Annotated in this window: 13 protein-coding genes; 6 read left to right on the top strand and 7 right to left on the bottom strand. The window is 60.2% G+C overall.

The window, feature by feature from the left end:
• Window positions 1-38: 38 nt before the first annotated feature.
• Window positions 39-2,015 (bottom strand): DNA/RNA non-specific endonuclease, encoded by a 1,977-nt coding sequence (locus BLW80_RS13090; RefSeq protein ID WP_093758315.1) that lies wholly within the window; start codon window positions 2,013-2,015, stop codon window positions 39-41.
• Between the two features lie 265 nt (window positions 2,016-2,280).
• A complete protein-coding gene (locus BLW80_RS13085) occupies window positions 2,281-3,105 on the bottom strand; it encodes an alpha/beta fold hydrolase (protein ID WP_093758314.1) in 825 nt (274 codons plus the stop codon).
• 337 nt (window positions 3,106-3,442) lie between these two features.
• On the opposite strand from BLW80_RS13085, the gene BLW80_RS13080 reads away from it, so the two are divergent.
• Both BLW80_RS13080 and BLW80_RS13075 read left to right on the top strand, forming a co-directional pair.
• The gene (locus BLW80_RS13080) at window positions 3,443-4,480 is read left to right on the top strand and encodes an alpha/beta fold hydrolase (RefSeq protein WP_093758313.1); all 1,038 of its coding nucleotides are present in this window, start codon (window positions 3,443-3,445) and stop codon (window positions 4,478-4,480) included.
• A gap of 20 nt (window positions 4,481-4,500) precedes the next feature.
• Window positions 4,501-5,451 carry a fatty acid desaturase gene (locus BLW80_RS13075; RefSeq protein WP_093758312.1) on the top strand — a complete coding sequence of 317 codons (951 nt, stop codon included), beginning with the start codon at window positions 4,501-4,503 and terminating at the stop codon, window positions 5,449-5,451.
• Here BLW80_RS13075 and BLW80_RS13070 read toward each other — a convergent pair whose 3' ends face one another.
• A complete protein-coding gene (locus BLW80_RS13070; protein ID WP_093758311.1) occupies window positions 5,452-6,033 on the bottom strand; it encodes a TetR/AcrR family transcriptional regulator in 582 nt (193 codons plus the stop codon).
• Window positions 6,034-6,090: 57 nt separating this feature from the next.
• On the bottom strand, window positions 6,091-8,058 hold the full coding sequence (locus tag BLW80_RS13065; RefSeq protein ID WP_093758310.1) for an adenylate/guanylate cyclase domain-containing protein: 1,968 nt from the start codon (window positions 8,056-8,058) through the stop codon (window positions 6,091-6,093).
• 285 nt (window positions 8,059-8,343) lie between these two features.
• On the opposite strand from BLW80_RS13065, the gene BLW80_RS13060 reads away from it, so the two are divergent.
• Window positions 8,344-8,727, top strand: coding sequence for a hypothetical protein (locus BLW80_RS13060; protein WP_093758309.1), 384 nt, complete (start codon window positions 8,344-8,346; stop codon window positions 8,725-8,727).
• 119 nt (window positions 8,728-8,846) lie between these two features.
• Here BLW80_RS13060 and BLW80_RS13055 read toward each other — a convergent pair whose 3' ends face one another.
• Window positions 8,847-9,050: a cold-shock protein gene (locus BLW80_RS13055; protein WP_089263958.1), complete on the bottom strand. Its 204-nt coding sequence runs from the start codon at window positions 9,048-9,050 to the stop codon at window positions 8,847-8,849.
• Between the two features lie 463 nt (window positions 9,051-9,513).
• On the opposite strand from BLW80_RS13055, the gene BLW80_RS13050 reads away from it, so the two are divergent.
• Window positions 9,514-10,680: an autotransporter outer membrane beta-barrel domain-containing protein gene (locus BLW80_RS13050; RefSeq protein ID WP_093758308.1), complete on the top strand. Its 1,167-nt coding sequence runs from the start codon at window positions 9,514-9,516 to the stop codon at window positions 10,678-10,680.
• Between the two features lie 74 nt (window positions 10,681-10,754).
• Here the strand turns inward: BLW80_RS13050 and BLW80_RS13045 are convergent, their stop codons facing one another.
• Both BLW80_RS13045 and ndk read right to left on the bottom strand, forming a co-directional pair.
• Window positions 10,755-11,588, bottom strand: coding sequence for a TerC family protein (locus BLW80_RS13045; RefSeq protein ID WP_093758307.1), 834 nt, complete (start codon window positions 11,586-11,588; stop codon window positions 10,755-10,757).
• An 83-nt stretch (window positions 11,589-11,671) separates the two neighbouring features.
• Entirely contained in the window at window positions 11,672-12,094 is a 423-nt protein-coding gene (gene ndk / locus BLW80_RS13040; protein ID WP_068731078.1) for a nucleoside-diphosphate kinase, read from the bottom strand.
• Window positions 12,095-12,373: 279 nt separating this feature from the next.
• Between ndk and BLW80_RS13035 the strand changes: the two genes are divergently transcribed.
• Both BLW80_RS13035 and BLW80_RS13030 read left to right on the top strand, forming a co-directional pair.
• Complete coding sequence (locus BLW80_RS13035) at window positions 12,374-12,664, top strand: sulfur globule protein precursor (protein WP_093758306.1); 291 nt, start codon at window positions 12,374-12,376, stop codon at window positions 12,662-12,664.
• A 180-nt stretch (window positions 12,665-12,844) separates the two neighbouring features.
• The gene (locus BLW80_RS13030) at window positions 12,845-13,027 is read left to right on the top strand and encodes a hypothetical protein (protein ID WP_089263955.1); all 183 of its coding nucleotides are present in this window, start codon (window positions 12,845-12,847) and stop codon (window positions 13,025-13,027) included.
• Window positions 13,028-13,064 lie beyond the last annotated feature (37 nt).

Genomic DNA, 13,064 nt, shown 5'->3' with positions numbered 1-13,064 from the left:
CGTTCGGGGTCGCCCTGCCATGCAGTGCAGCCCGCAGGTCAGATTACGACGTCGTCCATATCGTTGATCCACCGGGTTCTGCGCGTCGATTCCAGCGTCCCGTGTGCATCGAACGGCTTTACCGCCGAGAAATCCAGACCGGTCGCCTCCTCGATCGCCACGATCGTGGTTTGAATCCTGCGCTTGCGCATTTCATCGACGGTGTACGGCTTCAATCCGGAGAACACCTTGGCCTCATACAGCGCCTGGACATACTGGGTCTGCCCCACGATGAACGCCGCCGCGGCGATCTTGGTTGTCGTCTTTTGCAGCACCGCCACTTTCCAAAACGAGAGCGGCACCTTCCACGGTCCGCCCTTGCGACCCTTGCCATAATAGGGATCGTCATCGCGATAGATCGGCCCAGTAAAAACCGTCAACCGCTTCTCGGTGGTCTGCGCCTTATTCAGCAGATAGTCCTCGAGATTGCCCCAGTCGATATCGTTGTAGCTTTGCACCTGCGGCGCTGCATTGGTGTAGTGGAACGTATCCTCGGAACCCGCTTGGGCTTCCTCAAGACGTTCCACATCGTCGGATAGTGCGCTCCAGCATGGATCGAGCAGACGGACCTGATGCCCCCGGCTGAATTGAACTGGATCGTTACCCTTGGCCTTTTCGTAGAAGGCACCGTCCGGCTGATACTCGTCCGCGATCCGCGCGTCGCGCCGCCACGTATCCTTTCGCTTACCGGGATGGATGAGTTTCCCCCCGGCAATGTTGACCGCCGTGATCAGTGGAAACTTGCGCTCTTCATGGATCACCGACGTAAAATGATGATAGGCCAGTTCATATCCCGAGCCATCCAGCAATGGCGCAACCTTGCCGGCGGCAAGCAGCGGTGCATAGATCGTCGCAAGATCGATGGGATTGCTCTTGAAGAACCCCGCATCATAGCCACGAACACCTGCCCAGCGTGACACTTGAAGCGGCTTACGGTCAGCCTCCAGAAGCGTCTCGCCAACCGATATGCCCTGGGACATCGGACTGAGGCCGAGCGACTTGTCGAGCCTGTCGAGAACGAGCCCTGCCTGCCGTTTTGCAAATCGTTCCTTTTCGAGCAGTGAAAAGATGGCACTGATCCGAATGCCTTCATTGGCGATCCATACTGGATCCTTGACGACTGCGCCGGGCTTGCTCGGCGCAGGAACCGCCTTGTGATGCAACGCCAGCACCTGCCACTGGTCATTCAGCACTGGCGCGCCCGAAGACCCCGGTTGCGTATCTGTCGAATAATGGATGAACTGACTAAGGTCGATCCCGACAGCCGAGGTTGGGTCAAGCGTGACGATCTGGCTGGCGCGGATCGCGATCTGCTTCGGCTCGCTGCCCGGATGCTGAATGATCGTGACCCATTCGCCATCGACTGCTTTGCCCGACAGCGGGATCAGTGGAAGCCGGCCGTAGCGGTCGAGCGGTACGCCGTCATCCGACAACGGCGTAATCGCCACAAAGGTGATATCGAGTTCGGCGTTGGTATAGAATATTTCATGCGGACGCAGGTTGAAGCAGACCGGATCGCGCAACACGCCATCGATGTCGTGCTCGTAGCCGAACTCGGCCTCACACTGGCTCGCCTCGTCTTCGTCGCCAAGCACGTGATGATTGGTGAGCAGCAGTCGTGGTCCGACCAAAAAACCGGTGCCATACCACGCCCCGCCGTCACTCGGCACTCTGATCCGGCACACGGCCGCCGCTGCACGCTTGCCCCGATCCAGAAAATTGATCGACAGCAGATCGCTTTCGCCGATGATACGCTCGAACGCATTGGGATCGCTGCGCGGCGCCTCGAGGAAATTCTTGCGGATAGCAAAACGATCATCTGCCTTGGCTCGGCTGCGTCGTTTGGCGCGCGCCGAAGGCGGCACATAACTCGAATCCGCCCTGGATATGATCTTCTCCAGCTGTGCGGACAGTGCCGTCGATGTCGTTGCAACAACGTCTTTCTGAGACTCACTCGCTTCGCGACCGGAATCCATTGCGCGTCCCCACAAACCGCCCAAAAAATGCATCGTCAACAAAGCGCCCGTACCAAGTCGGCACGGCGCGCGCTATCAAAGGTTGCATATTGGCCTGATCGTAACTTTTCCGCAACGAGGACAACGCATTTATTGTTCGGCAGGCGCCCCGAACTGTCATATCCCGGTCATCAACGAGGGACCGCTCAGTTCGCGAGCACCGGTCGCAGGACCATTAAAGACAATGCGAACGACGCAACACGCAGCGTCGTTCACACTGGTTCGTTTAGCTGCGAACAAATGCCAGCAGATCCGGGTTGATCACATCCGCATGGGTGGTCAGCATGCCGTGCGGGAAGCCCGGATAGGTCTTCAGCGTGCCGTTCTTGAGCAGCTTCACCGTCAGTGGTGCAGCGTCGGCATAAGGCACGATCTGGTCATCATCGCCGTGCAAAACGAGCACCGGCACATCGATCGCCTTCAGGTCTTCGGTGAAGTCCGTTTCCGAAAATGCCTTGATGCAATCATAGTGCGCCTTGGCGCCGCCGATCATGCCCTGCCGCCACCAGTTGTCGATCACGCCCTGATAGACTTTCGCGCCCGGCCGGTTGAAGCCGTAGAATGGCCCGGCCGGGACATCGACGTAGAACTGCGCGCGGTTGGCCACAAGCGCAGCACGGAAGCCGTCGAACACTTCGAGCGGCAGGCCGCCGGGATTGTTCTCGGTCTTGAGCATGATCGGCGGCACGGCGCTGACCAGCACCGCCTTGGCGACGCGTCCCTTCTTGGCACGTGCGACGTAACGCGCAACTTCGCCGCCGCCGGTGGAGTGACCGATATGCACAGCGTCCTTCAGATCCAGTTTGTCGGTGAGTTCGGCGACGTCGGCCGCATAGGTGTCCATCTCATTACCGGTCGCGGTCTGGCTGGAGCGACCATGGCCACGGCGGTCGTGCGCGATGACGCGATAGCCCTGATTGAGGAAGAACATCATCTGGTTGTCCCAGTCGTCCGCACTTAGGGGCCAGCCGTGATGAAACACGATCGGCTGCCCGGTGCCCCAATCCTTGTAGAAAATCTCGGTGCCGTCTTTGGTGGTGATGGTTCCCATGATCCAGACTCCTTTGAGTGGGTTGCGGGCAAGCGCGACTTCGAACTCGCAGCGGCTTATGCGGATAACCTGGCCGCTTTCCGCCCCCGCGCCGATGACAGGCCAGTGAATAGACTAACGGGCCGCAAGTCTCTTGTACGTTTCGAATACAAAAACAAGATGTCGCCGAACCGCCAACGGGCGACGACCAGCTGCATGCTACTCAGGCGGCAATGCCGAAGTTTCGGCATTGCGCTCTTCGCAAATTAATATACCACTAGTACAGTTATTAAATTTTGTCGAGCGGATCGCTTGTCGCACCCTCGGCAAGCGTCAACGGACCTTCCGGAGCTGCAGCATGAGTACGCCGAACGACTACCAGATCTTCGAGGCGGGTGACGTGCTGCTGGAATCCGGCCAGCGGCACCCGCGCCTGCAGCTTGCCTACAAGACCTATGGCGCACTCAATGCTGCCAAAGATAACGTCATCCTCTATCCGACGTCGTTCGGCGCACAACACTACGACACTGAGTGGCTGATCGCGCCGGGCGCCGCACTCGATCCGGACCGCTACTTCATCGTCATCCCCAATCTGTTCGGAAACGGGCTGTCGTCATCGCCATCGAATTCGCTGGAAGCTCTGGCTGGCGCCCCCTATCCGAACATCAGCTATCACGACGCTATTTCGATCCAGCATCGCCTGCTGACCGAGCAATTCGACGTCGCGCGTCTGGCACTCGTCTATGGCTGGTCGATGGGTGGCATGCAGGCCTATCACTGGGCCGCCCGCTATCCGGACATGGTGGCACGCGCGGCAGTGGTCTGCGGCAGCGCCCGTTGTTCGCCGTTCAACGCCGTATTCCTCGAAAGTGTGCGGGCCGCTTTGACCACCGATCCTGCCTTTGTCGATGGCCGCTTCGTTTCGAAACCATCTGCCGGACTTCGCGCCATGGGGCGGGTTTATGCCGGCTGGGCAATGTCGCATGGCTTCTACCGCGACGAAATCTGGCGCGAAGCCGGCTTCACCTCGCTGGAAGACTATCTGGCGCGATCATGGGACGTCGCTTTCGCGCATCGTGATGCCAACAATCTGCTGGCCCAACTATGGACCTGGCAGAATGGCGACATCAGCCGCTGCGACGCCTTCGGCGGCGACTTCCGCAAGGCCATGGCTGCGATCACCGCACGCGTTCTGCTGATGCCTGGGCAGACGGACAACTATTTTCAGGTCGGCGACAACGAAGACGAACTCCCCCTGCTGACGAACGCACGCGCGGCCGAACTGTGCCCTATCCCCTCGCTGCACGGACACCGCGCCGGCAACCCGGTCAAGAACCCGGTCGATGCCGCCTTCATCAACACGAGAGTCTCGGCGCTGCTCGCCGCCGACGCCTGAACCGAGAACGGGACGAACCGATGACGATGGATGCAGTTGGCCATGGCAAGATCGAAACCCGCGCCCTAACGCCCGCACAGCTGAAGGACCTGTCGGTTCGCGCCAATCTTCCGGGGCTCATTCGCTCGATCAGCCATTATGCCTTGATCGCTTTGGTTGGAACGCTGATCTGGCAGGTCGCCACCCGCTACGGCGTGGTGTGGACGACCCCGCTGATCGTCATCCAGGGTTATCTCATCGCCTTCCTGTTCATGGCGGTGCACGAGGCCGCGCACAAGACTGTGTTCACCAGCCGGCGGCTGAACGAGGCCCTCGGCCATGTCTCGTCGCTGATGATCGTTCTACCCTATGAACACTATGCGCTATTTCACTGGGACCATCACCGCTTCACGCAGGATCCCGACCGCGATCCTGAACTCGTCACCGCAACGATCCCCTCGTCCGACACCAGACTCGCCATCGCCTATACCGGCATCGTGCAACTGACCAATCGGATCCGTCTGCTGGTCCGCCGTGCTCTGACCGGACAAGCCGTGGCGCCGTGGATCCCGGAATCCAAGCAGGGCATGGTGGTGCGCGAAGCCCGCATCTATGCCCTCGTCTATCTGGCGCTGCTGATCGCTTCTATCGCGCTCTCCAGCACGCTGCTGCTGTGGTGCTGGCTTGTCCCGCTCTATGTCGGCCAGCTCTTCCTGCGGCCCTATCTCTATGCCGAACACACCGGCTGCGAGCGTACCCGCAGCGCCTATGAGAACACCCGCACGACCTATACCGACGCGCTGACGAAATGGTTCACCTGGAACATGCCATTCCATGTCGAGCATCACGCCTATCCGTCGGTGCCCTTCCATGCATTGCCGAAGCTCAATGCCATCATCGACGAGCGCATCACGCATCGCGGTTGGGGTTACCGGGCCGTCACACGCGAAACCTGGCGCTGGTTTCGCCGCGCGCGGCAAGGCGGCATCTGACTATTGCGCCGACAATACGGATCTGACGAGCTTGCGCGCATAGTCGGCCGTCAGCGGCCGAAATCCAAAGACATACTCATAAAACAGCGTGCCATAGATCCGGTCATAGAGATCGCCGGCTGGCTCCGAAGCAACGATGCTGCCGTCCTTCTGGCCGTCCTTGATAATCGCCAGCGATATGTCCCGGCGGATACCAAGATAGCGTTCGGAAAAGATCTTCGCTGAACCGGTCCGCGAGATGCATTCGGCAATGACAGCGAGCTGTACCTTGCCGAAATCGCTGTTCAGCGCCACGGCATAGGCGGCGGCATGTTTCGTGATGCGGGTAAACGGATCACCGCTCTCGGAAAGCGGCAGCATGGTCGACGCCTGCCGCAGGAATGCATCGATCAGCACCGCTTCGCGCGACGGCCACCATTTATAGATCGTCATCTTGGAGACGCCGGAATCCCGCGCAATCGCATCGATGGTCGTCGCAGCGAGCCCCTGGGCTGCCATCATGCGATAGGCGCTGTCCAGGATCGCATCCTCGGTCTCGACCGATCGAGGACGACCTCGCCGCACCGGGGTCACCTCGGTCATCGTCGCAATATTTCTCTGTCGGCTGCCATGCGTTCACTATAGCGCGGCCCCCATCGATCAAACAGGGAAATTGGCGTGGCGATCAGACGCGGCGACGGAATGTTGGTCTCGCGCGCCGAGCAACTCATAGATCTGCACTTCGGCGGCAAAGCCTTTCGGCTTGATCCGGGCGACGCTGCGGAAAAGAAACAATGAGTCCACCCGCTCCTTGACGGCTTCGCTGACCAGGACGCTGGTTCCGTAGTCCTTGTTCAGCGTCTCGAGCCGTGACGCGAGATTTACGGTCGCGCCGAGCGCCGTGTAGTTCATGCGGTCGGGTGATCCGATATTGCCGATCATGACATCGCCGACATGCAGGCCAAACCGGGTCTTGTAGACCGGCCATCCCTCGCGCTCGAATTCCTCATTGAGCTTCCGATTGGCTTCGACGCAATCGAGCACAGCGGCGCAAGCCTGCGCGACATGGTTGGTGTGCTCGACGGGGGCGTTCCACAGCCCCATAACCGCATCGCCGATATATTTATCGACCGTGCCCTGATGCGTAGCAATGACGTCCGAAATCGCAGCGAAATAGCGCGATGTGTAGAGCATCACCCGGGTCGGATCTTCGTTCTCCGTCATTCCCGTGAAATTCTCGACATCTGTGAACAGGATGGTCGCTTCGCGGCGCTCTCCGCCCAATTGCATGGCCGTGCCGGTTTCGACCAGTTGCTGAACCAGACGCTTGGGAACGAAATTCGAGAATGTCTGCACCAGCGTACGCATGGTGAAGACCGATCGGCCGAGATCGTCGATTTCGCGGATCGGCGAACGCAGTTGCGGCATCGACGAAAACCGGAAGTTCTGGATGCGATCGACCTCGCGCGCCAAAATTCGCAGGGAGAGCGACAGCTTGTTGCCGATCCAGAACGCAATCGGTACGGCCGCGAGCACAAAACAAAATGCGAGAATGAAGAGCGTGCGCTTTTCTTGCTCGATCTCGGCATAGAACTCATCGAGCGGCGCGAAGAACCCGACCCGGAGATTGGCCGATCCGGCCATCTCCACGGGACGGAACGCGGCTGCGTAGGCCCGCCCTGTGCTGTCAGTAAAAAATTGCTCCGCAACGCCGGTTTGACGCCACGCCTTGATCGCGGCCGTTGCGTCGATCGTATCGACATCGCTCAGTCGCGGCAGCTCCGACAGTTTGTTCGGCACACTCGTGGCTTCAAGCCAGCGGGACATCTCGGGATGCGCCAGCACCCGGTCGGCATCATCAAACAGGTAGGCCACGCCCGAATGCCCGAGCTGCTGCTTGCGCAGCATGGCCTCGGCTTCACTGAGCAGGATATCGCCGGCCACAACACCCCGCTGTCCCTCCACAATGGGCATTCGCAGCGTGTAGCCGATGTCACCGGTCTGATAGAAAATATAGGGCTCGGTCAGCAGACTGGCATTGGGCTCGAAGGCGCCGCGATACCACGGCCGAACGCGAGGATCGAAATCGACCGGTCCGGGCAGACTTGCCAAAGGCCGCAGCGCATCGTCGAGATAGGAGGTCGTGGTCTGAAGCGGTCCAAAATCGCCTGCTTTCACGATCGTGAACAGGCGAAATCTGGCCCCGTCCGGCGCCCCGAAGCGCGCTTTCACCCCAGCTCCCGTTCGGTCGATCAGGTCCATTTCCAGGAACGAGCCGTCCTCATATCCCATGTACAGGCTGAAGAGCTGCTTATTGTTGCGCAGCATCGACGCCAGCAGGATGTTCAGCCGCGGGTTATTCTTGAGCTCCGCGGACTGGACCGATGTGATACCGCGCAGGATATCCAGATTGTCGTGAACGCTCTTGAGCTGCGCATCGATGCGATCGGTCGCAGCCTGCGCGACCACGCTGAGATACGACGAAGCCGCCGTCCGGATGATCGTGTTGACCCTGCTGAAGCTGAGATAAACCAGCGCCAGGCCGACGGTAAGGACGACGCCGACGAACAGCGCAATGATCGACGTCCTGAAGCCAATCCGAAAACGCGATCTCGCCGGCACCGTCATCGCAGGATGCTCCACACGCCAGCCAATCTGGCACCGCATATCGACAGGCCAGACCTGGCTGCGCCGGACGGGACGTCTCGCGGTATCATGATTCCGTCACGCAAGCGCAATTGCCGAGTATCTTTACGGTAAAGAAACCCGATCTGTGCTTACGACATCGGACAATAAGCTCACCTCGTCCAGTACGCCGGCAAGCGCCACGAGCTGCGACGATTGCAATGCCTCAATGGCACCTGCATAATTGAAACAATTGACTATTCTGGCTGTCACTTAAGGAAATGAAGAATGACGGGCGCCGATCTGGGTGTGATCATCCGGCAGACTGCTAAGCAGCAAAACAAGACACTGATGGCAGCCGTCAAGGCACAACGCGATCGCTATGCGGGCCTGGCCGCCAAGGCCAAGGACAAGACCGCTAAGGACCGTTTCAAGCAACTAGCGAAGGACGCGACGGAGCAAGGCATGGCCGCTGCCAAGCGCCTTCAGATGTCCGCCGATAATGCCGCCGATAGCTATGCGCGATCGATGCGTAAGGCCGTTGAAGCACTTCAGATCGCAGAAGCAGCGCAAGCGATGAAGGCTCAGAACGCCGAAAAGGACAAGGCCGCCAAGAAGGCTGTACCCGCCAAGAAAACGGCCAAAAAGGCGAAGAAGCCAAAGAAGCGATAATGCGGGCATAACCTCGCCCGCTCGGCACGATCCGCACCGGAGCTACAAAAGGCCCAGCTTGCGCCGGAGTTACATCAGTCGGCCGGCCCACATGTCAGGGCCGGCAGGGCAAAACTCGGTTATGAGACCTTGAGGTTCTCGGCAGACGCCTTGCCGCGATTTTCCACCAGGTCGTATTCGATGGTCTGGTTTTCGTTGAGGGTACTAAGGCCTGCGCGCTCGACAGCGGAGATGTGCACGAAGACATCCTTGTCGCCGACAGTCGGCTTGATGAAGCCATAACCCTTGGTTGGGTTGAACCATTTGACGGTGCCCTTCTGCATCGTCTGTCTCCCGATCTAGATACAAAAAAGACGCGGCCACGCATCATGCGTACCACGCCACAAGCGGGCTTCCCGGTGTCTGCTGAATGTCCTGCTCGCAAAACGCACAGTCGAACGGCCTCAATCCGATTGCGCAAGAATTCCAACATGAAAATTTTGGCTACGCAAGTCTTTGGCTTTTTACGGCAGAGGTTTTGATATCACCGGCCGCGTTCAAGCGTACCTGTCGAAAGCCGCTGACCGGACCCGTGAGCAGACGTGCCGGATTGAAATATCGTCGGCCCGCTCTGCGTGAACGGCCATAACGTGATGAAAAGCGACACGAATCCGCTGTGGCAATCGCACAACAATACGCGTCAATCGCCACCGGAGGCGCTCAATGCGCAGCGGCAATGCTCATTGGATCGCGTATGCTCTGCCGCAGTCGAACGGCACTGCAGCGACAATTTCGAAACGAGTGACAATGCGCGATCCATCGCGATACGCCCAAACGGACAGGAGCCCGGCTGCCAGTCGGCAACGCCGGACCATTGTACTCGGCCTTGCCGTCGCGCTTGTCGCTGCGCCTTCGCTTGCATCCGCCCAGGTCGCGCCGCCGCCTACCACGCCGCCCCCAACCACACCTCCGCCGACACCGCCGCTGCCAGCCGCACCGATGCCATCATCGACCGACTTCAATGCCGGGCAATCCGCAGGTATTGCCATTGGCGATCTCGGTAGCCAGTTCCTGCGGCGCCTCGGCGATCAGGCGAGCTACGGCTTCAACCGCGCGTCGCGCGCCAATCCCGGCGGCGGTGGTGCGTCGGAGACCACCGAGACGCCGCGCTTCCGAAGCTGGGCCGAATTCTACGGCGTTGGCGCGCATACCAGCACGATCGGGGATTTCGTCGGCGACAAGCGCCGGACTGTCGGCGGCGTCGCCGGGATCGGCGCGCGGCTGATGCCAGGTGTCAATGTCGGACTGTCGGTCGACCAGAGTCACACCACGATCGATGTACCGCTGGCGCTGCAATCAGCGACGCTCGACCTCACGCAAATCGGCCTCAATGCATCGGTCGATCAGGGCGCCTGGACCTGGGCGATCGCGTTGGTGCACGGCTTCGGCGACATCAACTCGCGCCGCGACACGGGCCTGGGGCTTGCCAGCGCCGGCTACAATGCGCGGATCGACGGCGCGCTCACCGAGCTGAGCTATTACTGGAGTTACGAACAGGCACGGATCGTGCCCAAGGCTGCCTTCGAATACACCCGCGCGACAACCGGCGCGATGCAGGAGCTTGGCGGCCTCAATCCTGTCAACGCGAGCGGCGCCTCAGCCGAGCGTGCGCGTATCCTGATTGGCGCAGAAGTCGGCCGTTACTGGATATTCGATCAGAAGATTCTGGATCTATCGGGCTATGCCAAATTCGTCGACAACGTGCATCAGCGCTTTAGCAACGTCACGGTTAGCCTGGGTTCCGAGAGCATCACCGTTCAGGGGATCGGCGAAAGCCAGTACGGCGCAGATGCCGGCGCATCGGCGTCGCTGAGCCTCAGCAACACCGCGCGTCTCTATCTCAATTATGACGGCAAGTTCCGCGCCTATTCGCAGTCCCACCAGGGAACGCTGGGCATCGAATTCAAGTTCTAGAAACCGTCAGATTCCAGAAACAAAAAAGCGGGCGAAAGGCAAATGCCCCTCGCCCGCTTTGCGTTTTTATTGAGTTAGGCCGCCTGCTCGGCGTGCCCTGCCATGCTGCGACGACGCCACAACGTTCCGACAGCGAGCACCACAGCGACACCAATCAGACCGCAGACGATCTCGCCACCATGTCCCCCATTGGTGAAACGAACGCCAAGGCCCAGCGATGACATCAGGCTGTCGAGGCCAGTGCCGACCGAACCGCTGAAGAAGCTGTGCATCAGCGGCAGAACCGCAGGATCCGTCGCGATCACTTCGCCGGCGACCCAGCCCAGCAGGGCCGCACCGAGCCAGACCAGAACGGGCAGACGGGTCAGCAGCGCCATGATCAGCGCAGCGCCGGCGACGATCAGCGGGACGCTGATGGCAAGGCCGAGGATCAGCAATGGCACGCTGCCATTGGCAGCGGCAGCAACTGCAATGACGTTGTCGAGGCTCATCACGATATCGGCGACGACGACGATCTGCACGGCGGCCCACAGATGCGAGGCAGCCTTGACGCCGTCCTCTTCTTCCTGCTCGGGAACCAGCAGTTTGGCCGCGATCACGATCAGCGCGAGACCGCCCACCAGCTTGAGGTAGGGCAGTTCCATCAATGTGGCGACGATGCCGGTGAAAATGATACGCAGGATGACGGCCGCAGCGGCACCAAGGATCATGCCCCACATGCGCTGCTTCGGCTCGAGGCCGCGGCAGGCCAGCGCGATCACGAGGGCGTTGTCGCCGGACAGCAGAACGTTGATCCAGATGATCTTGCCGACGGCTACCCAGAATGCGGGCTGCTGCATTTCGACCTGAAACTGAACGAAAACCGACTTGATCGTCGCCGGATCGAGAATATGCAGCAACCAGTCCACAGCGCGCCCCTTTGTTTGTTCGTTTTGATTGGAAAGGTCGGCGCGCCCCCGCGCGCCGACCGGTCGTCAATTCGGCTGGAAGTTTAGCCGACGATCTCGTTGCCCGAGAAGAACTGTGCGATCTCGATCGCTGCAGTTTCCGGAGCGTCCGAACCGTGCACCGAGTTCTCGCCGATCGACTTGGCGTGAAGCTTGCGGATGGTGCCATCAGCAGCCTTGGACGGATCGGTTGCGCCCATCACATCGCGATGCTTGAGGACGGCGTTCTCGCCTTCCAGCACCTGCACGACAACCGGACCCGAGGTCATGAAGTCCACCAGTTCGCCGAAGAAGGGGCGTTCCTTGTGAACGGCGTAGAAAGTGCCGGCCTGTTCGCGGGTCATGCGGATGCGCTTCTGCGCGACGATCCGCAGGCCGGCCTTTTCGATCAGCGCGTTGATCGCACCGGTCAGATTGCGCTCGGTCGCGTCGGGCTTCAGAATCGAAAAGGTACGCTCGATAGCCATGATTTATCCTTGAATAACAGTCGCTGGAAGATGGCGGCTTATATCGACGCTATCCGGGAACGGCAAGCGATCCGTCCAAATGTCGCAGGCCCTATTTTGGCAGATCCGGCGCTCGAAATTACCTAGATGTCATCCACATGAACCATTCCTGACAGGATTGGCGCGATCCGGTTCAGCTTCCTCCTCCTAGACTGCCTGCAATGACCCCGGCCAACGGCATTTGCCCCCGGTGCCATGTTCACGGCAGGCGCAACACGCGCCGTACCAGAGGAGATGAGAATGTTCCGCAAGATCGCACTGACTTTGGTTGCAGCGGCCTCATTGGGCGCCGCGGCGCTGGCTCCGACCTCGGCTTCTGCCTGGGGCGGCCACGGCGGATGGCACGGCGGTGGCTGGCATGGCGGCGGCTGGCATCGCGGCGGCTGGCATCGCGGCGGCTGGCATCGCGGCTGGGGCGGACCACGCTTCGTCGGCGGGCCGGTTTACGGCTATGGCGGCGGATGTCTCGTCCGCCGGGTCGTTCCGACCCCGTGGGGACCGCGTTGGCGACTGGTCAATCGCTGCTACTGACGCTCCACGAGCAGAGAAATACCGCCCGGCCGTTCCCTCGGCCGGGCTTTTTCTTGGCAGATCCATCGACGATTCATCGAATTTTGACTCAAACAGCCTCAAATCCATAAATCTTGAAACAATTTCGGCCCGCACGACTTGCCTTAGTGTCATTCAACTGCCACGAGCGCCGGGAAGACAATGCAGAACCAGTTCATCAATGATGGCGAAGAACACATTGACCGCACCACCAGCGCGGCGATCTGCAATGCCATCGGCGAACGGCTGCGCCGGGATGTCGGCCCGGACAACGCCCTGCCCTCCCATCTGCAGATGCTGATCGACCAGATGCGGCAGCAGGATGAGAACACCGGTAGCCGCTGACGGCATAATTGACCTTCCGCGCACCAGCAGCGAGCAA

This window comes from Tardiphaga sp. OK245 (genome assembly GCF_900108575.1).
GTDB lineage: Bacteria > Pseudomonadota > Alphaproteobacteria > Rhizobiales > Xanthobacteraceae > Tardiphaga > Tardiphaga robiniae.
This window is presented reverse-complemented; position numbering and strand designations above follow the sequence as displayed.

Excerpts from the sequence above, each read along its gene's own strand:
- BLW80_RS13080 (WP_093758313.1), top strand. The coding sequence starts at position 3,443 with ATGAGTACGCCGAACGACTACCAGATCTTCGAGGCGGGTGACGTGCTG.
- BLW80_RS13065 (WP_093758310.1), bottom strand. The coding sequence starts at position 8,058 with ATGACGGTGCCGGCGAGATCGCGTTTTCGGATTGGCTTCAGGACGTCG.
- BLW80_RS13085 (WP_093758314.1), bottom strand. The coding sequence starts at position 3,105 with ATGGGAACCATCACCACCAAAGACGGCACCGAGATTTTCTACAAGGAT.
- ndk (WP_068731078.1), bottom strand. The coding sequence starts at position 12,094 with ATGGCTATCGAGCGTACCTTTTCGATTCTGAAGCCCGACGCGACCGAG.
- BLW80_RS13030 (WP_089263955.1), top strand. The coding sequence starts at position 12,845 with ATGCAGAACCAGTTCATCAATGATGGCGAAGAACACATTGACCGCACC.
- BLW80_RS13060 (WP_093758309.1), top strand. The coding sequence starts at position 8,344 with ATGACGGGCGCCGATCTGGGTGTGATCATCCGGCAGACTGCTAAGCAG.
- BLW80_RS13090 (WP_093758315.1), bottom strand. The coding sequence starts at position 2,015 with ATGGATTCCGGTCGCGAAGCGAGTGAGTCTCAGAAAGACGTTGTTGCA.
- BLW80_RS13050 (WP_093758308.1), top strand. The coding sequence starts at position 9,514 with ATGCGCGATCCATCGCGATACGCCCAAACGGACAGGAGCCCGGCTGCC.
- BLW80_RS13075 (WP_093758312.1), top strand. The coding sequence starts at position 4,501 with ATGACGATGGATGCAGTTGGCCATGGCAAGATCGAAACCCGCGCCCTA.
- BLW80_RS13035 (WP_093758306.1), top strand. The coding sequence starts at position 12,374 with ATGTTCCGCAAGATCGCACTGACTTTGGTTGCAGCGGCCTCATTGGGC.
- BLW80_RS13070 (WP_093758311.1), bottom strand. The coding sequence starts at position 6,033 with ATGACCGAGGTGACCCCGGTGCGGCGAGGTCGTCCTCGATCGGTCGAG.
- BLW80_RS13055 (WP_089263958.1), bottom strand. The coding sequence starts at position 9,050 with ATGCAGAAGGGCACCGTCAAATGGTTCAACCCAACCAAGGGTTATGGC.